Source organism: Phaeobacter sp. CC-HEC084 (assembly GCF_059429255.1).
Genome location: NZ_JCAIJQ010000002.1, coordinates 2,515,173 through 2,536,021 on the forward strand (window position 1 = coordinate 2,515,173; position 20,849 = coordinate 2,536,021).

Below are 20,849 nucleotides of genomic sequence, written 5' to 3' on the forward strand. Positions count from 1 at the left end.
CAACATCATAACCTTCACTTGCGCGCGGCTAACCGGTATAAATCCAGCAATGCTGGAGACGCCTCAATCCCTTCCTTCCGATCCCGATGAGCTCCGCGCCCTCGCGGCGCAGCTGCGCGATCTGGCCAAGTCCCAGGCATTGAAGATTGAGCAGCTCGAACACCAGCTGGCCGGTCATCGCAAGGCGCGGTTCGGAGCCAAGTCGGAAAGCTTGGATCAACTGGCATTCGACCTTCACGAGGACGCCGAGATCGCCACAGCCGCTGCGGCCCAGCAGGAGGAACCCAGTCAGGGCGGTGGGAAGGTCGATGCGGGAAAGCGCAAGCACAGCCGTGCCCCGCTGCCCGACCACCTGGAGCGGCAGTCCGAGGTCCTATCCCCGGGCGAGACCTGTTCCGACTGCGGCGGACCCTTGCGGGCCCTTGGCGAGGATGTGACGCAAGAGCTGGAATACATTCCGGGGCGGTTCGTGGTCCGCGAAATCGTGCGCCCGCGCATGGCCTGCAAATGCTGCGAGACATTCGTGCAAGCGCCGCTGCCGAGCCGCCCGATCGAGCGCGGGCGCGCTGGCCCCGGTCTGTTGGCGCATGTGTTGGTCGGCAAGTATTGTGATCATCTGCCGCTCTACCGGCAGTCCGAAATTTACGCCCGCGAGAAGGTAAATCTTCACCGGTCGACGCTGACTGATTGGGTTGGGCGATCGACGGCACTCTTGGCACCTCTGGCCGACCACATCGGCAAGCTGGTAGCGGCCGGGCCCGCGCTCTTCGCCGATGATACCCCCGTCAAGATGCAGACCGGGGGCAAGACGGGCAAAGCCCAGACCGCGCGGATGTGGAGTTATGTCCGGGACGAGCGGCCTTGGTGCGGCCAGGCCCCGCCCTGCGCGTGGTACCAGTTCAGCGTGGATCGCAAAGGCAAACATCCCGCCGCACATCTCGCGGCGTACAAGGGCACCGTACATGCCGACGGGTTCACCGGCTTCAACGGGTTGTTCGGCGAGGGTTTGGCCAGCGAACAAGCCTGCATGGTGCATGTGCGGCGCAAGTTCGTGGATGTCTTTGAACGAAACGGCTCCACCATCGCGAAGGAAACCATCAAACGGATCTCCAGGCTCTATGCCGTCGAAAAAGATGCACGGTACAAGCCGCCCGAAGAACGTGTCGCCCTGCGACAGACCAGGGCCAAGCCCATCTTCGACGACCTGGAGGCCTGGCTAAAGAGCCAACTGCCGAAAATCTCGGGGAAAACCAAACTGGCTGAGACCATCCGGTATGCGCTCAGCCGCATGCCCAAGGCACGGGCCTATCTGGAAAACGGCCAGTTGGAATTGGACAACAACATCTGCGAGCGGTCAATCAGGCCGCTGACTCTCGGGCGGAAGAATTATCTGTTCATGGGGTCCGAAGGCGGCGGCAAGGCCGCGGCGATTGCCTACACTCTCATCGAGACAGCCCGCATGAACCGCGTCGATCCGGAAGCCTGGCTGACTTGGGTGCTAACCCACATCGCCGATCACAAGATCAACCGCATCGACGAACTTGCGCCCTGGAATTGGCAGCCAACTTGATGTCAACGGCGGTCACGCCGGACGGATACCCTCAGCTTTCCTGATGCTTCCCTCAATTTCAAACTCGAGACTGGATATGTCGGCATCAACCCTGGAAGTGATCTTTCTAAGCTGATCCAAACTATAGTTCACAGAACTGAAGCCAAAATTTGAAGAAACACCTTTCAGCGCGTGGATCAACCGGTTGCAAGTAGCCATGTCTCCGCTCAAAATTCCTTCTCGCAACTGAGTGACCATAGTCTTTGCATCTTGGTCATACTTGTCCAGAAGGCGCTGGATTTCATCCACACCGACAGCTGCAACCATGCAACTGAACTGGAGTTCATCGATCTTCTTGCCTTTCAAAGTCAGGCCCTCACTTGATCGCTGTCAACTCTTATCGAAACATCTGAGTGTTGCTCCAGGTACACGGCTTTAATTCTGTTCTTTGCAGCCTCAAAAGCAAAGACGCAATCAGGATCAAAGTGCTTTCCTGATTGTTCGTGGACGAAGGAACGGACTTCTTCGAATGACCATGGCTCTTTGTAAGAGCGCTTGGTTAGCAATGCATCCACTACGTCAGCCAATGCCACAATTCGTCCAGCCAGGGGGATATCATCACCGGCTAGTCCGCTTCCATACCCACTTCCATCCCATTTCTCGTGATGGGTCAATGCAATTTCGAATGCCATCTTAATGAGGTTACTCTCGCCTCCATCAAGTATGTCAGCCCCAATCGTTGTATGTTGCTTGATAACTGCCCGCTCGTGATCGGTGAGCGTACCAGGTTTGCTCAAGATGGCATCAGGTATACCTATCTTGCCTATGTCATGCAGCGGTGCCGCTAGATACAGCGTGCGGCAGAACTCCTTGTCAGCGCCCAAGTGCTCCGCAATAATTTTGGAGTTCCGCGCTACTCTTGAGACATGTTCCCCCGTGCCTCCGTCGCGATACTCTATCGCACGCGACAGGCGCCAAATTAGTTCCTCTTCTCGCCGGGCGATCATTGCCGTTGCTTTGTTTACCTCACGGCTCAGATTTGCCGCCCGTTCTTCAATCTCTATGCGTGCCTTCCGCAACTCAGTCAGGTTTCGGACACGGACCTTCAACTCTTCAGGGTCAAATGGTTTGTTTATAAAGTCGGTGGCTCCAAGTCTTATTGCTGACAGGCGAGTTTTCCGCTCTTCATCCGAGGTCAGAATTACTATTGGCACATGCGTGTACTCATCAAGAGACCGAAGCTCAGACATTAGCTCCAACCCACTTATTCCGGGCATTTGGAGGTCCACTAGCAGCAGATCAAACTGTTTTTCGTAGAATTCCTTGAGAGCTGCTTTCGGATCGCTAAAGGCTTCGATATCTTCCCATCCATCATTTCTTAGGATGGCTGATACTAGATCAATCGTGATCCGTTGATCATCAACAACACCAATTAGCAAGAAGGCCCCCGGGAAACTATACAAACCGCAACTGCGTTGATCGATGGCTACCCTACAAATACTCTCATGGGGTTAACACTCGGTGCACAAATCCTTGCGCCTTTCGAAACGCCCGCGTTCCATCCCATTGCTGACCTTGCGGGTGCGTTGTGAGGAAGGGGGGAGGGGGAGTAGGCGAACTTGTTTTAGAGGACGTTTCCCATGGTCACTTTTCGTTCTGCATATGTCCTGGGAAAATTGTTGCCCATATGCTTGAAATAATGGAGTCTTCCTGATCAGCCCCACCTGAGTGGTCCGGTTTGATTGTTAGTGCATGACCGGTTGGATCTCACCCCGTTTCTGGTCCAGGCTTCATGCGACCTTTCGGGTTTCCTTCAGTTGGGACGCAAATTCGCTCGGCGTCAAGTTTCCGAGCGATGAATGCGGCCTGGTTTCGTTGTAATCTGTTCTCCAGTTGTTGATCCGGGTTCGAGCGTCGGCCATGGACAGGAACCATGACGCGTTAAGACATTCTTGGCGGAGGCGGCTGTTGAAGGCCTCGATATGGGCGTTGTCCGTTGGTTTTCCAGGCCGGGAGAAGTCCAGCTCGACTTTGTTCAGGTAAGCCCATTGGTCGAGCAGTCGGCCGGCGCACTCCGGTCCGTTGTCGACTCGAATGCTCCTGGGTTTCCCCCTGACCCGTGCCAGCCGATCCAGTTCATCAATCACCTGGTAGGCTCGGAACGTCGTCCTCGCAGCGGTCGCGAGAGCTTCTCTCGTAAAGCAGTCCACGATGGTCAAAATCCGGAACGGTCTTTCGTCGAACAGCCGGTCCGACATAAAGTCCATCGCCCAGACATCGTTCATGCCGTCGGCGTCTGATCGGCCGGATCGGTACCGGCAGGCACGCCGTCGCTTCGGGCTGCGCGTTCGGATCGACAGGCCCTCTTCGCAATACAGCCGGTACAGGCGCTTGTGGTTCACGTGCCACCCTTCGCGCTGCAGCAAGATATGCAGGCGGCGATACCCGTAGCGGACGCGGGCTTCAGCCAGTTCTTTCAACCGCATCCGCAGTTCCACCTCTGGATCGCGCCTGGATTGGTATCTGTGAGAAGCCCGCCCGAAGCCCATGGCCCGGCATGCCCGACGCTCTGACACCTCGAACACATGCTGATAGTGGCGGACAACCTCGCGACGTCGAACAGGCTTCACCACTTTTTTCGCAGAGCATCCTGCAGCATCGTCTTGTCCAAAGTCAGTTCTGCGACCAGCCGTTTCAGCTTGCCATTCTCGTCCTCGAGCTGCTTCAGCCTTCGGATCTCCGACACACCCATCCCGGCATAAACCTTCTTCCAGCGATAGAACGTCGCTTCGGCGATGCCCAACTTCCGGCATATCTCGCCGACCGTCGTTCCAGCTTCTGACTGCCTCAATGCGAAGGCAATCTGTTCGTCGTTAAATCGTTTCTTCGGCATCGGTACACTACTCTGTTGCCAGAAATGTACCCAAAATTTCGCACTCAGCTTGGACCAGTTTCAGGGGGCAAGACCAGGCCTGCTGCCGTAGGATTAGGTTGTAGAGCAGCCATTTCCTGTCGCTTGTCGCTGGCAAAGCGAGGCGCGCGAACTACCTAGGTACCAAAGGGTTCAAACATAGCAGTTCGGGTTTGGTAGATTGCGACGGCTGCACGCTCCCGCAACCAAAATATCACAACAATTACAATGCGATAGCGCCCCAAGGGGCGCCTTCTGCGTTTGTAGCCCTGGAAGTGTGGAAGCACTCTGGAAGCACGCGGGGACAACTCGCGCCGTAGTAAAACGGCAACAGGCACTTGCGCCGGTAAACGACTTCGAGACACTGCACGCCTGAGATCAACAGGGAACCGAGGAGCAGAAGAAGCCGATTGGCACGACCGGCCCTAAGCCGACCTCGACGCAGCAAGATCAGATCGCCGAACCTACTTCGCTGCGTTACCACACGACAGCTCCAAGCCCTATTAGCTTAGTCCACTGGAAGTTTTGACGATCGCTATTCGTATGGTTTTTCGCGGCAGTCTGCAATTTCCTTACTGGCGCAGAGTGCCATTTTGACAGGCAGGCCCGCTGGATCGTAGGAGGGACCATGAAGAAGATCGCCGGATTTTTCTTGTTGTTTTGCATTGCTGCGGTCACACTGGTCTTCTTCGCTTTGTCCCAGCCGTCTCAAATGACGCATTATGCCGCCGAAGACCTTGTAGGATTAACCTGCGCAGAGCTGAGCGCACGGCATGACGACTTCATCTTCGAATATCATGATGCCGAAATTGCCAACTATAGGCGAACAGGTGGTTTTCAGGATGATCTGGGCCTGCCGCAGGAAGAGACCTTGCCGTTTATCGTTCTCATGAGATGGTTCATGCAAGACAACGAAATCATTGAGGCGGATCTCGTGCATTCTTCTTTACCTTCGAAAACACTCCAAGGCACGAAATTCTATTATGAAATATCTGCTGCATGTGCCTCAGCTTCCCCGTTGAGGGCGGTTGACGTGATGCAGCAAGTGGCAACGAAACTCAATCTGATTGATCCGGCCGTGTCTCCATAAGAGACATTCCTATCAGATATGGGATCGCCGTCCGGCTGGCAGATTTCACGACTTTGCAAATGTCACTATCTGCGCTTCGCTGACGTCTGCACTGATCGCAGCATCGCCCTGGTCAGCTGAGCGGACCCGCAGGTCCGCTCTTGGGAAACCTCTCGCGCCTGCAGCAGAACCTGCGCTGCGCCCTGCTGGAAGGTCGGAATTGGGCTGACAACTGCCCTTTAACTCGCAGGTTCTCAGACAGAATTTCTTAATCCTCCCTGGCTAAGCTCACCTCTGGGAAAACGATATCTGACCGCTCTGGCCCTATGCGTTGGGACTGAGCCGGGCGGAGTGTTGCGTTGCAGGTGCAACACACTGCTTCAGCAGTAATCTGGTACTTGGGGTGTTTGCGATGTCAACAAGTCAAGAGGTTAAGTCAGATGCGCTATCACGGCTCATCGCCGAGCACGTGCGTGACAGTATTATCCTGATGGATGCCCTAGGTCGGGTTGTTTGGGTTAACCCAGCCTTTACCGAACTCAATGGTTACGCCTTGGAAGATGCGCTGGGTAAAAAACCTTCGGAGTTGCTGTGCGGCTCCGCGACCACGCTGGAGAGCAGTAAGGCACTTGCCAAGGCTACCTCGGAACGGAGTGTCATCCGGGTTGACGTTGTCACCTATAAACAGAGTGGGCAGACCTACGTAGCTGAAACCAAACGCATTCCAATTGTTGATCACGATGGAGAGCTGATTCATCTTGTTGATATTCAGCGAGATGTTAGCGAAGAGCGAGCGCTCAAACAGGATAGCATTGACTTCAAAGCCTATCAGCGTGCGCTAGATCTGCAGGCGATTGTTTCGGTTACGGATGCACGGGGAAAAATTACCTTCGTAAATCCCAAATTTACTGAAATCAGCGGCTACAGCGCGGAAGAACTCATCGGTAAGACCCACCGTATCGTGAACTCCGGGTACCATGACAGATCACTCTTTGTGGAAATGTGGCGGACAATTCGAAGAGGAGAAACCTGGCATGGTGAGGTGTGTAACCGTAACAAGGCAGGAGATATCTATTGGGTCGATACCACCGTTGTACCAGTTCAAGGCCCAGACGGTAAAATTCTACGCTATGTGTCGACCCGGTATGACATAACCGACCGGAAACGGTCAGAACTTGAGCTTGAGCGCCTCGCCCTTACTGACGGCTTGACCGGACTAGCCAACCGCACCCGGTTCTTGTCCATGCTGAAGGAACTGCTCGCTACAGAGGACGGTTGCGGCCTGATTGCACTGATCGACCTTGATCACTTCAAGGTGCTCAATGACAGCAAAGGTCATTTCATCGGCGATCTGCTTCTAAAAGAGACAGCCTCGCGCATGAAAGAATTCGTCGGCAAGTATGGGACTGTCGCACGGCTAGGCGGTGACGAGTTCGGCGCAATAATACATTGCGATGCCGTAGCACGCGCGCCGAAAGCCTTTATTGATACCATGCATAAGAAGCTGAGCGAACCTACATCGCTTGAAGGGGCTCCATATGTCCCTTCGTTTTCACTAGGGGTAGCTCAGTACCCGCAGGACGGGGCGTCCGCGGAAATGCTTTTGACCAATGCCGACATCGCGCTTTACGACGCGAAGCGAAACGGACGCGGTGCGTGGCGGTTTTTCGACTCTTCGGCACAAAAGCGCATTGATCATAGAGAGCGCCTTGAGGCCATTGTGGTGGATGCATTGGCGAACGAGGGCTTCACTATTGCATTGCAGCCGATCTGTAGTGTCACGAAACAGGAACATGTGGGTTTTGAGGTGCTGGCCAGATTGTTCCATGATGGGATATTCGTGCCGCCGGATCAGTTCATTCCGGTCGCCGAGGAACAGGGTCACATCCCTGCAATCGGTAGGCTGGTTCTTGAGAAGTCATTTGCCTTCTTTGGTGAAATGAAAAATCATGGCCTGCACCCCGGAAGGCTGGCTGTCAACGTATCACCTGCGCAGTTCCGCGAACCGGGATTCGCAGAAGAAGTTCAGGACCTGTTGTTTCGGTATTGCATTGCTCCGACGGACCTTGTTCTGGAGATCACAGAGACTGCACTAATCGGACGCTCCAAAGAACTCGTGGAGAAAACTCTGCGCCGATTGCGCGCAATGGGCATCAGCATATCTCTGGATGATTTTGGAACGGGGTTTTCGTCTCTTTCTCATTTGCGCGACTTTTCCGTTGATGAAATTAAGGTCGACAAAAGCTTCGTTCAGGATTTGGAAGCTTCGGCCGGAGACCGCGCACTTATCAAGGGCTTGGTAGAACTTGCGCATTGCCTGGATCTAAGCGTAGTGGCTGAAGGCGTGGAGACGCTGGCGCAATTCGAGTATGTCCGCGACCTTGGCGTCGATTTTGCACAGGGTTTCTTCCACGCTCGGCCACTCTCACCTCGCGAGGCGGAAGAGTTCTTATCCCAGTCACAAACCTCCAGCATGCTTCAGATCGGGTAAATGCTGTGCCAGCGGATTGCTAGAAAACTAGTAGAGCCGCCAGATCACCGTGCGAAGCAAAAAACGAGCGGATTAGTATAGCAGAGCGTCGGTCAACGGAGTGGAGACTCGGCAGCTCTTTGACAACTTGGTCAAGGCCTTTCAGGCTCGCGTCTGCCCCGTCTTTTATGTCGTTGGGCCAGGCGAAACCCATTGACCAATTAGGGAAGACTTTTCGGTCTACTTTGCCATGGAACAGTCTCAACAATCCCCTGTGGCGGCCATCCATCTTGATGCGTTCGAAACAGGCATCGACCCTGCTCTGATCCCCCTCAAGAACCTGCAAAATCGAGCCCTCATGATAGAGAAGCAATCCGCTTATACCGTCCGACTGATTGTTTCTACGCGAGACGGAAAGAATGGCGTTCAAGTCCTCGGTTGAGAACATGTGACTAGCAGCACTCAGATAGATTGTCCTGTACATTCCGCTCCCCCAAAATTCCGTAAATTTATCATAAATATTGCATTGTGTGAATGGATGCGTCGTTACGTAATCTCGATACACGCAACCAAGGATTTTGGGTCTCGCTTCCTGAGTGAGATGCTGAACTGCCGATTGCGAGCAGCGCAGATGCTCATCCAGACTAGGCATTGTTGCTGCGGACGTCGCTGCCGCGATGGGAAAAGCGGTACTGCACGGCCTGGCCGTTTTCCATGCCCTTCTCGGCAATCCTATCCTTTTGGATATACGCCCTATCCTTATGCAAAATTCCGCAAGACACGGCTTGGTAACGGTTTTGTGTCACGACTTGCGGAGTTTTTATGATTTTGGTCCGAAGGGGGCATGAGTATGGACAATGTAGCAGCGCCGCAGCTGTCGAAGGCGCGAAAGCTGTCCTTTGCGAACTTAAGCACCAAAACCAAGGTTCTGGCTGCGGTAGCCGCTCCATTGCTGCTGACACTTGGTATCGGTGTCATTGCAAAAGTGGACCTCAACAAGATGTCAGAAACATCTGGCTGGGTGAGGCATACTCAAACCGTTCTTGAGGAAGCTGACGCCATTGTCGCGTCCGCTGTAGATATGGAAACCGGCATGCGAGGCTACCTCCTTGCCGGCGAAGAGCAGTTTCTTGCCCCCTACAACGCCGGTGAGGAAAAAGCCTATTCCACACTGGCTCAGCTCCGTGAGGTTGTAAGCGATAACCCACCTCAGGTTCAGCGTCTGACCGAAGCAGAAGATGTACTCAGGAAATGGCAAACTGAAGTTGCCGAACAGCAGATCAAGCTACGCCGCTCGATCGGAAATTCCGAAACCATGGTGGATCTGGCGCGCCAAATCCAAAAAGCCGAAGGCAAAGTCTACTTCGATGGGTTTCGCGGTTTGATATCGGAATTTATTCTGGCTGAGCGAACCCTGCTCGACCAGAGGTCGGAAGAATTCTCCCAACTGATGGAATTTGGCACCCCCACCACGGAAAGCATCGAAAATGCCGTGAAATGGGTCAACCATACCCATACAGTTATCGGCGAAGCGCAGAAAATTCTTGGCGCTGCCGTGGACATGGAAACCGGTATGCGTGGGTTCCTGCTCGCTGGTGACCCTGCCTTCCTCGAACCCTATGAAGCAGGTCAGCAAAGCTTTGAGACGCTGGTGACTGAGCTTTCCGAAACGGTCAGCGATAATCCCGCTCAAGTCGCGCGCCTTGCGGAAATCAACAAGACAATTTCGGAATGGCGCACCAATGTTGTTGAGCCGATGCTGGATCTACGCCGCGCGATCGGCAACTCAGAAACCATGGATGACATGGCGAGATTGGTTGGCGAGGCCCGAGGAAAGTTCTTCTTCGATCAGTTTCGAGAGCTCATGGGAGAGTTCATGTCGATCGAACATGCTTTGATGGAGGAGCGCCAAAAAGCCAATGTTGCGACGGCAAAAAGCGCTGAAATCCAGATTTTGGGCGCAGTTGCTGCGGCCATCTTGCTGGGGTCCGTCATCGCTCTCTGGGTTGGAGCCAATATTGGGAATGCAGTACGAGCAATCACCCAATCAATGGGTCAACTGGCCGAAGGGGATACCTCAGTTGAAATCAGGGGACAAAGTCGTGGCGATGAAGTCGGTGCGATGGCGCGCGCACTCGACGTCTTCCGCAAAGCCTTGATCCGCGAAAAGGAACTGGAAGCCGCGCAAAAAGTAAAGGATGCCGAGCAGGCGGAGGTGGTTCGTGAACTCAGCAATCGCCTGTCTGATCTGGCCCAGGGTGACCTAACCGCGCAGATCCAGCGCAACTTCCCTGCTGACTATGAGCAACTACGCCGTGATTTCAATTCGACGGTTTCCACCTTGAGTGCAACAGTGACAGAGGTCATCGAAACCTCTGGGAGTATCCAAAACGGTGCGGCTGAAATCAGTCAGTCCTCCGATGATCTGTCCCATCGGACAGAAAGTCAGGCTGCGACTCTCGAAGAAACCGCTGCTGCGATTGACGAGCTAACAGCTTCAGTGAAATCGGCTGCCGATGGTGCTCGCAGCGTTGAAAACATCATGGGCGAAGCCCGCACTGAGGCTGAGAACAGCGGCAAGGTTGTTCAGAGTGCTGTTGCTGCAATGACAGAGATCGAGGAATCCTCCACCCATATCGCTCAAATCATAAGCGTGATTGACGACATTGCCTTCCAGACTAACCTTCTGGCCCTAAACGCTGGGGTCGAGGCTGCAAGGGCCGGTGAGGCTGGACGGGGGTTTGCAGTCGTTGCTTCCGAGGTCCGTGGCCTGGCGCAACGGTCCGCCGATGCGGCAACCGAGATCAAGACGTTGATCACCGACAGCAGCAAACAGGTAACACGTGGTGTGGACCTTGTGGGCAAGGCGGGCGAAGCGCTCACCAGTATCGTTGATCGGGTCAGCCATATTTCCCAGCTGGTCAGTGACATCGCCGAGGGCGCAGTTGAGCAATCCACAGCACTCGGAGAAATCAACACCGGCGTTGTGCAACTGGATAAGGTGACACAGCAAAATGCAGCCATGGTGGAAGAGGCCACTGCCGCAAGCCACATGCTCAAAAGCGATGCCACCAAATTGGCCGAGCGGGTCGCCCACTTCAAGATCTCGGGTGGAGCAAAGGTCACGCCCATGTACGCGGTCTCGACGACACAGCCGACCCGCCACGGAAGTGACGACTGGGAAATGGGTGAAGCCGTATCGGCGGCCACCGCGCATGGAAACGCAGCCTTGGATAAGTGGCAGGACTTTTAGGGCTCACTCGCAGCCGAAATACGGCCAGCGAGGTAAGGTTCATTGAATACACAGAGTGTCCCGCACGGTTCGCCTAGATACAAAACACAAATGTTCCAAAGTCCGCTATCTGCGCATTGCAGTCGATCGTGAAGGGCGTAAAAACGCCCACGACCGACTATGTCAGCAGCTCGCCACCCGATGTCGCCAGAGGCAACAGGTGGCAGCGACAATACAGTTCCAGAGCTGATTGCTGCTGCTTTGATCGCGAACTTCACCTTCACATGAGCCGCCCACTCTCATCCGCTGTGTCGAGAGACAGGAGTGCCCCATCAGGCAGTGGTCGCTGCAATTGTTGGGCAGCCTCAATGGGCGAATTTAGCCAGAGGTCCCACTCACCCGGCTCCATCAAGATCACCGGCATAGCCTTCGGATGGACCGCAGCGACCTCGGCATTTGGCTGGCACGTCAGAAAGGCAAAAAGATCGTCCTCTGTCTCCCCATCCTTGACCTTGCGCACCGAGCGCCAACTGCGCGTCTCGATCCCCGCGAAGAACATCGGGCGATCTGGATCGGCGCAACTGAACCACTGATTGCCCCCTTTGACCGGCTCGGCAAAGGAGGTGATCGGCACCAAACAGCGATGCGCAGGTCCCAACCAGCGTTGCCAATGGCGCGAGACCAGGTTTCGCACGTTGGTGACGCCGGGATCTCGCTTCGTCTTCAGCACAAAAGCAGGGGATGGCATTCCCCACCGCGCCTTGACCAGTTCCAACCCGTCGGCTGAATGCCGAATGATCGGCGCCAGCTGGTCGGGGTAATAGGAGCCACTTCCCAAGTTCCCGGCGCGATCCACGAGGCCGGGGAAGAGGTGTCTCATGGCGTCTTGAGATCTGGTGTTGCTGTAGAGGTTGCACATATCGCCACGCTGCCGCCGTTGGCTTCGGTTGGTCAAGGTTCCAAATCCTGCGCGATTGGCTTACCCCCAACGCGACACAATAGCGAATTCGGCCCGAAGGTTCGAATAGCCGTAAGCGTCGGAGTGGACGAGGTGTTGATCTGCCGTTATGTCTAACAGACATAGGAGTTCGTGATCGACTGCAAGGGCTCCCCCGCTGTCGTTTGGCAGTTCAACCGCAAGGGTGAATAGCGAAGAGGTTGTCGAGGTAGCCAAGGGGTCCAAATGGGCCCCTTTGGTGTTTTTAGAAGCGGCGGCCAAGGACGAGAGCCAGAACGCGGAGTGTAGCCTATCTCGGCGCAAAAAGCACCATTCGCAAAGTTGTGGTTTCTCCGTGGGCCCAAGGGGGGGGAACGGCCCACAGCGGACACTCATCCTCGGGCCCGTCGCTGCAACGCGGCGTCACGAAAGCTGACATTGGTCTGTTTAGCAACGAAACCTACTCATGGTCTTACTCTATACGGAAACACCCGTTGTTCGCCAAGATTTCGGCGCGTCCTTCGCGATATGATGGCTGTGAAACTGAAGGGCTGCATTCTCAGCTGAACCCATATCAGTTCAGGTGACAAGAAATCTCTTACACAGACGGCATTCCGATCTGGTCTTGCGGAAACCTCAGCGCGTCATGCAGCTGCGGGCTGATCTCCTGAGCATGTAGGCCACCCTCTTTTAACAACCCAAGTTTTGCCGCCCGTTGAACAGTTTCCATGTCGTTGCGTGTGCCCAAAGCCTTGCGAACCCGCTGCATGTGGTTGTCAACGGTTTTGGGGTTTTCGCGCTGGATTTCATACAGGATCTCCTTGACGCGCAGCCCCTGCGCTTTCAAGCGCAGCACCTTCAGGTTCATTTCGCTCAAGCCCATTTGGGTGATCACGTCGTTGGACCAGTCGCTGCACAGGTGCAGGTGATTGGCAAGCGCCTGGATTATGGGCCGGTCCCGGTTGAATCGGGCGTCGTGTTTGACGATGTCTCCGGACGGATCGAATAGCCCCACGATCCCTCTGACCCCATTGGCTTCCAGTGGAAGCACCACACCGGAGGAAACAAAGTTACGCACCCCGCCAACGACACGGGCAAAATTTCCAGGAAGTTCATCCTCGTCCAAAAGGCGGTAGAAACTGGATTGCAGGATGGGCTTACGGGTGAGAGCCCCCATCCGCATGCCAAAGTCATCCAGGGCATAGTTGTTTCGCTGATAGATTTCGCGCCATTCGTCGGGCAGGCCTGAACGTTTGGAAACATGGTTGTTGTGAATGGCGTGCAACGACCGCGTGTCTAGAAAAAGACCGTAGTTTACGCCGACATAGCCGTATTCCGCCGCCATGAAGCCTGCAAAAAGCTGGTACTTTGCATCAAGTGTTGGCGCTTCGGTAATGTCGTTAATCAAGTCAAGGGGGGCAGGCATAGTTCAATCTTCAGGTTTCTTGCGGCGTTGTCACCTAAATCCGCAGATTGAAATAGCAATTGCTTCCAAGATGTTAAGGGGGAATTTGTTCGTCACACCCTCAGTTCAACCTTCGGGTGTAGCCGCTTCATTAGGGCTCGTCGCTCGCGTGATCTGGGCGCCGACCGACTGGGGAAAAGGGATGAACAGACACTGCAGCCCTAAAGAAAACCAGCATGAAAGGTCCTAGGCAAGCAGATCCTTTCACGCCAACACGCTGCCGCATGCGACAATATGAAGGCTATTTGCCTTCGGCCCGCAGAGGCCCCTGGTTCCAGTCCACGACCGCCTGAACATCCCACAGCATATCCATGTATTGCTGCGCCTTTCCATCCTGAGCGAAATACAGGACCTTTCGCGCATAGGCCGGCCCGGCATCGGAATGGACAAAATCCGCAACCGCGTCACGTTTCCGGTTCATCCAGCGTTCGCAGAGGATAGCTGCCGGGCTGATCTGGGAGCCAAGAAAACTCTGGCTCTCTTCCAATGCAGAAACCGGCAGGTCGGTCGGGGTTAGGACAGTGGCCTCTTTCGTCATCAGAAAGCACAGCTCGGACTCGTCTTCAGAGGCATCGAAGGCACCAAATGTCGGTTGGATCTCGGCAACGACCGAAAGCCTATCATGCATAAAATCCGTGGTGGACATCTCGACGGCAGCATCTTCGAAAAAGGTGGCCTGACCAATCATCAACACGCGATCCTCGTCTGGGTGCTCATCGAATACGATGATCAGCATCTCGTTGTCTTTCTGATAGCGCATGGTCCACATCGTACGCGGATCCGCGTCGGAAAAGGAAAACTCCTCCTTCCAGAGCGCGCAGCCCGCTTCATCAATTCTACCATCTTCAGGATCCATGACGACCAGGCGTTCACAGCGATAGCCCTGCGCTTCATAGGTGGCGCCAATTTGCGCGACGGATTGGGTGAAAGTTGCACCGTTGATGGTTGCCAGATCTGCGGCAGAAGCAGTGCCATATGACAAGGTCACTGCCACGGTTGCCGCAAGAGATCGATTGAATATCATCAAGGTATTCCTGAAAATTGGATGGAAAAGGAGGGCCGGCCATGGGTTCCCCCATGGCTGGCGCAAGCCTCAGATCATTTTGAAATCTCGCCCAGATCAATCGGCACGCAGTTGCCGGAGTGCTGGCCCTGCTCGCTGTGGGATACATTTAGTTCAAGCGTTTCGTGAGAGAGCGACAGGGTCAGTTTGGCGTTCAAACGCATGACCTGTTCAGACCCGGTATCGGTGGTGGTCTGTGGCCCCGATCCCGGTGGCAGGGTCAGGCGTAGCTGCTCGTTTTCGATTGTGATGGTGCCATTGTCGGCGTGAACCATCGCAAACCGAAAGCCCCCGGCCTGACAGGCAAGCGCTTGTGGGCGAGAGAGAGCCAGTGCCTGTTCCGAGATCTCCGGAAGTTGCGACAGGCGCACGAAACCAGAGCTACACACAGCGCCGATTGCATCCGGTGCGTTCAGGTCGCATTCAAACCCATAAGCCTCAAACCGCACGCCCTGCCATCCATCGACCGGCTCGCCACATACGCGCACGTTCTGATCAACCGGTACGACTTCGGTTGTGGCCTCTTCAGGCCCAAGGTGGATCGGGCTGACCTCCTTGTCCTGCATCCACTCCGCAGGTCCCAGCGCAAGGACCGCCCCACAGTCCGGTGACACCTCGGGCACGGACACCACCGGGGCGACCCGACCAATGCTGCGGGCGAATTGGTCAAGCACTTGGAATTGATCTACAATAGTATTTGGATTGCAGGCTTCCTCGTTCGAAGGCAGGAAGTCATGCGCCAGCCCCAGCGACACTGAAGCAAGCTCCAGATCGCGATCCACGCCCACGGTGAAAACCCGCCGCCCTTCATAAAATCGGATATAGCTGAAGTCTTCCTCGGATTGGGCAATTCCGGTTGAAAGATAGGGCATGAACCGAACCGGCATGGACAGGTCGTAAACCGGATCGGCCAGGTCTGGCCCGCCAAGGAACTGAACGGTTTCATCGTGCAAGCAAACCTGCACGCGGGACGCGTTCTCGGTGTCACAATAGAAGATCTGAGTTCCGTTGGCGCCGCAGTCCGAAAATGCCGGAGCCGCTGCGGCGATCAACATGCCACTCAACAGAAAGGGTTTCATCTGCGTTAGCCCCCGAAACCGGCAACATTGCCTTCTTTGATCCATGCGCTTGAACATTTGCCCCAATAGGCCATGTTCGGCGGCCATTCCTCGGGCGTCATGGAGCACGCAGCCAGACGTGCCTCATAGTCAAGCTGGGCCATATAGCCACCGGCGCCGTCGCCCTTCTCGGGATCGATCCAGATGATGCCCGAGTAGCCGTCTTCATAGGCACACTCAAACGCAGACCCCAGATCAGACGGGAATGCGTAGCCCAAGATCGCTGCGTCATCTGTTGGCGCAGCATAGAGCGCGATCTGTCCGTTTTCGGTGCCTTCATTGCTTAGGACGCCTGCGACCTCGCGACAGTCATAGCTGCCATAGGGCGTGGCACCGGTGATCGGTTTGCTGGGCTGATAGAAGGCTGCGCTATCGGCGCTTGGGCCAGTCCGCATCGTATTCATCGACACGCGCCGCAAGGCCAGCAGGTCTGGGATTTCTGCCATCAAGGCTGGTTGCATACAATTGAGACTACGATCAGGGGCGGTCCCGCGTCCGAACAAGTCCAACCAGATTTCGGCAGTTGACGTATCGTCGGTATCCATAGCGGTTTTCACACTCAGAACGGCTCTGCCGCCTTCATGTACAAAGGAAAATTCATGCACGTCCCAGGGAAACCCGCCCGTGCCGGGCGTCATGCCAATGGGAACATCTGCCGCCAGATGATAGATTGGACCATCCGAGATCTCCGGCGTCACATGGAGTTCTAAGACGGGATCTCCCGTTTCAGGATGCTGGCTCGCGCAGACCTTGATTTCGTCCGCGTCCTCGGTCAGGCACAGCACCTTTGTCGCCAGAATATCGTCGCAAAAGGCCTGGGCCGTGCCAGCAGAGTACAGCAGACTGATCCCGAATATCGTCAGCAATGATCGCACGTTCATTTCTCCTTCGAGGTTGGGGCGTAAATCGCCGCATCGTTCAGCGCGGCAAGCGATCCGCTCACTGTGCCGAATGTGCAGGCAAACGAAGATGATCCGCCGCCGTCCTGGATCTGGTTCATGCCACCGACCTGCCCAGAGACATACACCTCGTAGCTCGCACCAGGACCGCGCAGCGTGGATGACGCCGAGTCGCTTGCCGTCAGCCCCGTTACATCCCCCAAGGGAACGCGGACTTCGGCAGGCAGGTCGGGCTTTTTGTCGTATGTCAGTCGGGCCTGTTGCGGTGTCCAGCACAGGGACAGATGCCCCCCGCCCGACAGGGCGCAGGACAGCGCGAGACTTTCATCCGGCAGGCAGTCCGCATAACCAAGGGCGGGAGCGAAGGCCAAGACACACAATAGCGAAGGACGCATGATACCTTTCATCCTGCAAAAGCCGTACATGTATCGGGGGTGACCGACCCTTCGGGGATCCAGCCTGCGGCTGTCTCGGTCTCGACAAACTCAAATCCCCCCCAACTTTCGAACCGGAAATACACCGTATCGCCGCCTGTGATGGAGCCAGTGGGATAGCTGTCACGCTGACCAATGCCGCTGGTCATGGTGACCGGGGCACCTGTGTATCCAACACAAGAGGATTCAAATTGTGACAGGGTGGGCAACAAGTCGACATCGTCCAGCTTTCCAATCAGCGTCGAGGCCAGGTTGCGGCCTTTGGTGTTGATCTTGCAGCTGTAGCTGGTTTCCAATTTCTTGTGCGCGCTCACCATACGCTGATCCCAGTCATCAAGACTGGGTTTTTTTGTAGAACAGACTGCATCAAAAACGGACTTACCCAGTGTCGAGCCAAAGCAATAGCCTGCCCTGTCAAAGGCCAGGTTCCGCAAGTACCACGCGTCCTCACACAGGGCGCTGGCCGTGCCAGCCGTGCAGACCAGTGCTGCGGTTAGAAAGAGTGTTTTCATCTATCGTCTCCTTGGAGAGCTGTGCGTTGACCCCCGACTTGCGCCAAGGGGAGAGCTTGGCAAATCGTCGCCTTATTGGGTTCTCTGAAGATAGGCGCCATCCACCCATCCCGTGGCGCAGGGGCCGGTGTAGGGCCTGCCAAGGTCCTCTGGACGCAAGAAACAGCCCGTCAGCCCGTTTGTCGGAATGGCAACAGCAATGAATTCATTCGCGAGATCAATGATATCGACGGTCTCGCCAGGCTGTAGCATCCACCAGATCGGGGTCGCGGCCCCGGGGCGCGCCGAGGCATAGACCGGCACACCTTCTGCTGTCGCTTCCATGTCAGTCACCCGCGCCATCCCCACCGTGTCCACTCGGGGGATGATTTCATCCTGGGAAAAGAAGGCTGCAATTGGGCCGCGCGCGTGCTGGGCGGCCCAAAGCCCTTCTGGATCGGCATATACGGTTTCTGATGCGCATGTGGTTTGATCTACGCGGTCCCGCCAATGGGGGGATTGCAGCCACATGGCGGAGCTGCCCGTTTCGGCAACCGTTTCAGTCATGTCATCCCAGGGAAGCTCCATATGCAGGGTCACGGGCTCTGCCAGGTCCGTGCTCCAGAAACCGATTTCCAGCTGCACCTGATCATCCTCGGACCAGCGAAACCAGGTTGTGTTGGCATCCGCGATCAAGGGGGCGTCATAGTACTTATCGCCCGACGACAGGGCATGGCGTGTCAGGGCATAGCTTCGATCCCGTGCGCAAACGGTAATCTGTTCGCGAAAATCCGCGCTGTCTGTCGCGCATTGGAACAAAACCGTGCCGCCACAGACGGATTGCGCCGTCGCTGCATTGCTCCAGCCGACCACCATGAAAACAGTGGCCACCGATAGGGGGAAGCGGTGCATGAGAAAAGCCCTTATTGCGCCGCTTGGATCAGTTCGATGAGCGAGGACAGGTCGCTATTTACGGTGCCAGCGTCACAGGGAATATCGGCAATCAGCGCGCCGTCTTTCAGCACGTTGATACCGCCCATCTCCGAGGCACCTGCCGCGCGTTCGCTGCCCCACCAGACCTCATAGGCATAGCCACCGCCACCTTCAAAGGTCACAGATTCGCTCATGAAATCCCCCATGCCATTCCAGGGCATAGCGGTGACGGTCGCTATATCTTGCAGGATCTCTTTTTCCACCGTTCCATTGGATTTGAAGAACCCGTAGGCGGCCTTTGTGCCATTGGCCCAAACTGCATTGCAAACCTCGACACCGCGCGTGCCTCCTTTCAGCGTGCATGAGAACATTTCAGTGCCGTCAAGTTCGCAGAACTGCCCGGCCTGTAGCGCACCTGCGCTGAACATCATCGCAATCGAAAGATAAAGCTGTTTCATTTTATGTCCTATCCGAATGGCCATGTTGAATATTCAAGTGGTTTCCGGCGCCGCTGCTGCCGACTTGCGCAGCCAGTAGGCGCTGGCGGCAGCACCGGCCGAAGCGACAGCAATGATGACCAGCGCCAGAACCGGACGGAAGTAGACCCAAGCAATCGCCATTGTTGTGCCGCCAACAACCAGCGTGAGGGCAAAGCTGATCAACGAGGTGACAGAGGCAGTGATCCACCCCAGAAAGGGCAGAATGCTGGCAATGACATCCACTACGCCGAAAAGCGCCTTGAAGCCGAGAAACAGCAGCACCATCAGACCAATGCGCAACATCCACGTCTTGAAGGTGTTGCTAGCAACTGCCGTCTGGAACATTTCCTCTGCAGTCCTCAGCCCCTCTTCGACCAAATAAATCTTGCGCCCATTTTGTGCAGTGTAGGGGACCAAAGTGTCGCCACGCTGCACGCCAACCACGCTGGCCTCGTCAATTGTTGAGGCCTGATAGCTCACCCGTATATCGCCAAGCTGCGGAGCCGCGACATCCGCCCCGAAGACGAGCTGTCCGGCGACCAGCTTGACGGGCTTCTCCAGAGAAAGGGCGTGCGAGACCTGCCGCGCCTGTTCAGCGTTCAACAGCACCGGCGTTGCACCGCCCAGATCGGAAATCTCATCATTTACGGTAAAGGCGCCGATCACGCCCTCTGGCTGGCGGATAACCTTCGATGCGATTGGCATCGGCGGGTTCATATGCCCGTCGGGGATCCGAAACTCTGCCCCACTTGCGGGCGCATCTGTCCAATCCAGGTGATAGGTATATTGCGTGGTCTTTTCCTGCGAGCCGCCCAGTTTTGTGTCCGTTTTGGTTTGCTTTTCTTCAATCCATGCAAATTGTTCCACCTTGCGTTCAAGACGCACGGTCTGTGCAGGGGCGATCACACCCAGCGCCACATCGGCCAAGGGCATCGCAAGCGCAAGCGGGCCGTTTATGTGAAGAAGGCGAGCTTCGTTTTGCGGATCAAGCACTGCGCTGTCCACCGAAACGACCTGGGCTGCGCCTTCGGAAAGCGCCCGCGCTGTGCGCACGGCGTTGCCTTCGTTCCAAAACAGAAAATACACAGCGATACCTACAAGGCTGATCCCGAGCCCGATACCTTTGATGGCGTTTTTCAGCCGTGCGAAAAATCCGACCTGTGTCGTTTCAGTGAATTGAGACACTTTTCAAACCTTTGTGGAAACGTGATGGGTGGTTTAGGAGGCTTTGCCAAAACCCAGAGTTTTGATGACTTCTGCCACATCGGCCATGCTCGGCCCCACAGCGATCGGCGCATCAGGTACCCCCAGCCAGTCATTGATTTTCTGGGCGGTCAAAAGATGGCGTTTGCTTGTGGTGTATCCATGGGATAGTGGAACGCGATGCCTGTTTTGCGCAGAACCTGTGACCACACAGAGCCTGTAGGTATAGCTGGCATTCAGCCTGTTGTTGCTGCGCTCATTGCGTTTGAGATCAACATCGGCCTGTTTGACATCATCAAGCGCAATGGTCTCTTCGCGGGTTCCGTGCAGCATGGTTTTACGCATTGTCAGCACATTCCTGGAGCGATCAAACACAACTGCTGTCTTATGATAGACCAGCCACAAAATACCCCCACCAATGAAAACAGCCCCCAGAGCAATACCCCAGCCGGCGATGAAACCGGTAACAGCAGCGCTCAGGCTGATCCCCATGATGACCAGAAGGATGATGCACAACACAGTCGCAATTACACTGGTTGTTCCCTTCAGGATCAGACGATCAGATTGGTTCAGGTCGATTTTCATATGGTGGGTCT

Annotated in this window: 19 protein-coding genes; 4 read left to right on the top strand and 15 right to left on the bottom strand. The window is 55.6% G+C overall.

The window, feature by feature from the left end; all coding sequences use genetic code 11:
- The first annotated feature begins 49 nt into the window (after window positions 1–49).
- Window positions 50–1,570 (top strand): IS66 family transposase, encoded by a 1,521-nt coding sequence (tnpC, locus tag AC5SSZ_RS12185; protein WP_495437913.1) that lies wholly within the window; start codon window positions 50–52, stop codon window positions 1,568–1,570.
- Window positions 1,571–1,582: 12 nt separating this feature from the next.
- On the opposite strand, the gene AC5SSZ_RS12190 is transcribed toward tnpC, so the two are convergent.
- The 3 genes from AC5SSZ_RS12190 to AC5SSZ_RS12200 all read right to left on the bottom strand — a co-directional run bounded on the left by AC5SSZ_RS12190 (window position 1,583) and on the right by AC5SSZ_RS12200 (window position 4,442).
- Window positions 1,583–1,915 (bottom strand): Hpt domain-containing protein, encoded by a 333-nt coding sequence (locus AC5SSZ_RS12190; RefSeq protein ID WP_495438305.1) that lies wholly within the window; start codon window positions 1,913–1,915, stop codon window positions 1,583–1,585.
- A gap of 2 nt (window positions 1,916–1,917) precedes the next feature.
- Window positions 1,918–2,988 carry an HD domain-containing phosphohydrolase gene (locus tag AC5SSZ_RS12195; protein ID WP_274831199.1) on the bottom strand — a complete coding sequence of 357 codons (1,071 nt, stop codon included), beginning with the start codon at window positions 2,986–2,988 and terminating at the stop codon, window positions 1,918–1,920.
- Between the two features lie 351 nt (window positions 2,989–3,339).
- Window positions 3,340–4,442 (bottom strand): IS3 family transposase gene (locus tag AC5SSZ_RS12200; RefSeq protein WP_274833928.1). Its coding sequence is split into 2 segments (ribosomal slippage): window positions 3,340–4,190 and window positions 4,190–4,442, totalling 1,104 coding nucleotides; the frame shifts between segments, so codons are not numbered across the junction.
- Between the two features lie 646 nt (window positions 4,443–5,088).
- On the opposite strand from AC5SSZ_RS12200, the gene AC5SSZ_RS12205 reads away from it, so the two are divergent.
- On the top strand, window positions 5,089–5,550 hold the full coding sequence (locus tag AC5SSZ_RS12205) for a hypothetical protein (RefSeq protein WP_274831065.1): 462 nt from the start codon (window positions 5,089–5,091) through the stop codon (window positions 5,548–5,550).
- 391 nt (window positions 5,551–5,941) lie between these two features.
- Window positions 5,942–8,020: a putative bifunctional diguanylate cyclase/phosphodiesterase gene (locus tag AC5SSZ_RS12210; RefSeq protein WP_274833930.1), complete on the top strand. Its 2,079-nt coding sequence runs from the start codon at window positions 5,942–5,944 to the stop codon at window positions 8,018–8,020.
- Between the two features lie 19 nt (window positions 8,021–8,039).
- Here the strand turns inward: AC5SSZ_RS12210 and AC5SSZ_RS12215 are convergent, their stop codons facing one another.
- Window positions 8,040–8,651, bottom strand: coding sequence for a BLUF domain-containing protein (locus AC5SSZ_RS12215; protein ID WP_425537274.1), 612 nt, complete (start codon window positions 8,649–8,651; stop codon window positions 8,040–8,042).
- Between the two features lie 198 nt (window positions 8,652–8,849).
- Here AC5SSZ_RS12215 and AC5SSZ_RS12220 point away from each other — a divergent pair, with 198 nt between their 5' ends.
- Window positions 8,850–11,252, top strand: coding sequence for a CHASE3 domain-containing protein (locus tag AC5SSZ_RS12220; protein ID WP_274831063.1), 2,403 nt, complete (start codon window positions 8,850–8,852; stop codon window positions 11,250–11,252).
- 259 nt (window positions 11,253–11,511) lie between these two features.
- Here the strand turns inward: AC5SSZ_RS12220 and AC5SSZ_RS12225 are convergent, their stop codons facing one another.
- The 11 genes from AC5SSZ_RS12225 to AC5SSZ_RS12275 all read right to left on the bottom strand — a co-directional run bounded on the left by AC5SSZ_RS12225 (window position 11,512) and on the right by AC5SSZ_RS12275 (window position 20,838).
- Window positions 11,512–12,150: an SOS response-associated peptidase gene (locus AC5SSZ_RS12225; protein WP_274831067.1), complete on the bottom strand. Its 639-nt coding sequence runs from the start codon at window positions 12,148–12,150 to the stop codon at window positions 11,512–11,514.
- 616 nt (window positions 12,151–12,766) lie between these two features.
- Window positions 12,767–13,594 carry an autoinducer binding domain-containing protein gene (locus AC5SSZ_RS12230; RefSeq protein ID WP_274833932.1) on the bottom strand — a complete coding sequence of 276 codons (828 nt, stop codon included), beginning with the start codon at window positions 13,592–13,594 and terminating at the stop codon, window positions 12,767–12,769.
- 280 nt (window positions 13,595–13,874) lie between these two features.
- A complete protein-coding gene (locus AC5SSZ_RS12235; RefSeq protein ID WP_274833934.1) occupies window positions 13,875–14,723 on the bottom strand; it encodes a hypothetical protein in 849 nt (282 codons plus the stop codon).
- Window positions 14,724–14,731: 8 nt separating this feature from the next.
- Entirely contained in the window at window positions 14,732–15,775 is a 1,044-nt protein-coding gene (locus AC5SSZ_RS12240; protein ID WP_274831060.1) for a hypothetical protein, read from the bottom strand.
- Window positions 15,776–15,780: 5 nt separating this feature from the next.
- Window positions 15,781–16,689, bottom strand: a complete 909-nt coding sequence (locus AC5SSZ_RS12245) for a hypothetical protein (protein ID WP_274831059.1) — start codon at window positions 16,687–16,689, stop codon at window positions 15,781–15,783.
- A gap of 2 nt (window positions 16,690–16,691) precedes the next feature.
- On the bottom strand, window positions 16,692–17,108 hold the full coding sequence (locus tag AC5SSZ_RS12250) for a hypothetical protein (RefSeq protein ID WP_274831220.1): 417 nt from the start codon (window positions 17,106–17,108) through the stop codon (window positions 16,692–16,694).
- 8 nt (window positions 17,109–17,116) lie between these two features.
- The gene (locus AC5SSZ_RS12255) at window positions 17,117–17,659 is read right to left on the bottom strand and encodes a DUF4453 domain-containing protein (RefSeq protein WP_274833937.1); all 543 of its coding nucleotides are present in this window, start codon (window positions 17,657–17,659) and stop codon (window positions 17,117–17,119) included.
- Between the two features lie 72 nt (window positions 17,660–17,731).
- Complete coding sequence (locus AC5SSZ_RS12260) at window positions 17,732–18,550, bottom strand: hypothetical protein (protein WP_274831056.1); 819 nt, start codon at window positions 18,548–18,550, stop codon at window positions 17,732–17,734.
- A gap of 11 nt (window positions 18,551–18,561) precedes the next feature.
- Complete coding sequence (locus AC5SSZ_RS12265) at window positions 18,562–19,029, bottom strand: hypothetical protein (RefSeq protein ID WP_274831055.1); 468 nt, start codon at window positions 19,027–19,029, stop codon at window positions 18,562–18,564.
- Window positions 19,030–19,062: 33 nt separating this feature from the next.
- Window positions 19,063–19,968 carry a TMEM43 family protein gene (locus tag AC5SSZ_RS12270; RefSeq protein WP_274831066.1) on the bottom strand — a complete coding sequence of 302 codons (906 nt, stop codon included), beginning with the start codon at window positions 19,966–19,968 and terminating at the stop codon, window positions 19,063–19,065.
- Between the two features lie 300 nt (window positions 19,969–20,268).
- On the bottom strand, window positions 20,269–20,838 hold the full coding sequence (locus AC5SSZ_RS12275) for a hypothetical protein (RefSeq protein ID WP_274831054.1): 570 nt from the start codon (window positions 20,836–20,838) through the stop codon (window positions 20,269–20,271).
- Window positions 20,839–20,849: the final 11 nt, after the last annotated feature.

What these genes read in the sequence shown, in the direction of transcription:
- AC5SSZ_RS12215 (WP_425537274.1), bottom strand. Translation starts at nt 8,651, where the DNA reads ATGCCTAGTCTGGATGAGCATCTGCGCTGCTCGCAATCGGCAGTTCAG.
- AC5SSZ_RS12210 (WP_274833930.1), top strand. Translation starts at nt 5,942, where the DNA reads ATGTCAACAAGTCAAGAGGTTAAGTCAGATGCGCTATCACGGCTCATC.
- tnpC (WP_495437913.1), top strand. Translation starts at nt 50, where the DNA reads ATGCTGGAGACGCCTCAATCCCTTCCTTCCGATCCCGATGAGCTCCGC.
- AC5SSZ_RS12240 (WP_274831060.1), bottom strand. Translation starts at nt 15,775, where the DNA reads ATGAAACCCTTTCTGTTGAGTGGCATGTTGATCGCCGCAGCGGCTCCG.
- AC5SSZ_RS12250 (WP_274831220.1), bottom strand. Translation starts at nt 17,108, where the DNA reads ATGCGTCCTTCGCTATTGTGTGTCTTGGCCTTCGCTCCCGCCCTTGGT.
- AC5SSZ_RS12205 (WP_274831065.1), top strand. Translation starts at nt 5,089, where the DNA reads ATGAAGAAGATCGCCGGATTTTTCTTGTTGTTTTGCATTGCTGCGGTC.
- AC5SSZ_RS12220 (WP_274831063.1), top strand. Translation starts at nt 8,850, where the DNA reads ATGGACAATGTAGCAGCGCCGCAGCTGTCGAAGGCGCGAAAGCTGTCC.
- AC5SSZ_RS12260 (WP_274831056.1), bottom strand. Translation starts at nt 18,550, where the DNA reads ATGCACCGCTTCCCCCTATCGGTGGCCACTGTTTTCATGGTGGTCGGC.
- AC5SSZ_RS12225 (WP_274831067.1), bottom strand. Translation starts at nt 12,150, where the DNA reads ATGTGCAACCTCTACAGCAACACCAGATCTCAAGACGCCATGAGACAC.
- AC5SSZ_RS12230 (WP_274833932.1), bottom strand. Translation starts at nt 13,594, where the DNA reads ATGCCTGCCCCCCTTGACTTGATTAACGACATTACCGAAGCGCCAACA.
- AC5SSZ_RS12255 (WP_274833937.1), bottom strand. Translation starts at nt 17,659, where the DNA reads ATGAAAACACTCTTTCTAACCGCAGCACTGGTCTGCACGGCTGGCACG.
- AC5SSZ_RS12265 (WP_274831055.1), bottom strand. Translation starts at nt 19,029, where the DNA reads ATGAAACAGCTTTATCTTTCGATTGCGATGATGTTCAGCGCAGGTGCG.
- AC5SSZ_RS12275 (WP_274831054.1), bottom strand. Translation starts at nt 20,838, where the DNA reads ATGAAAATCGACCTGAACCAATCTGATCGTCTGATCCTGAAGGGAACA.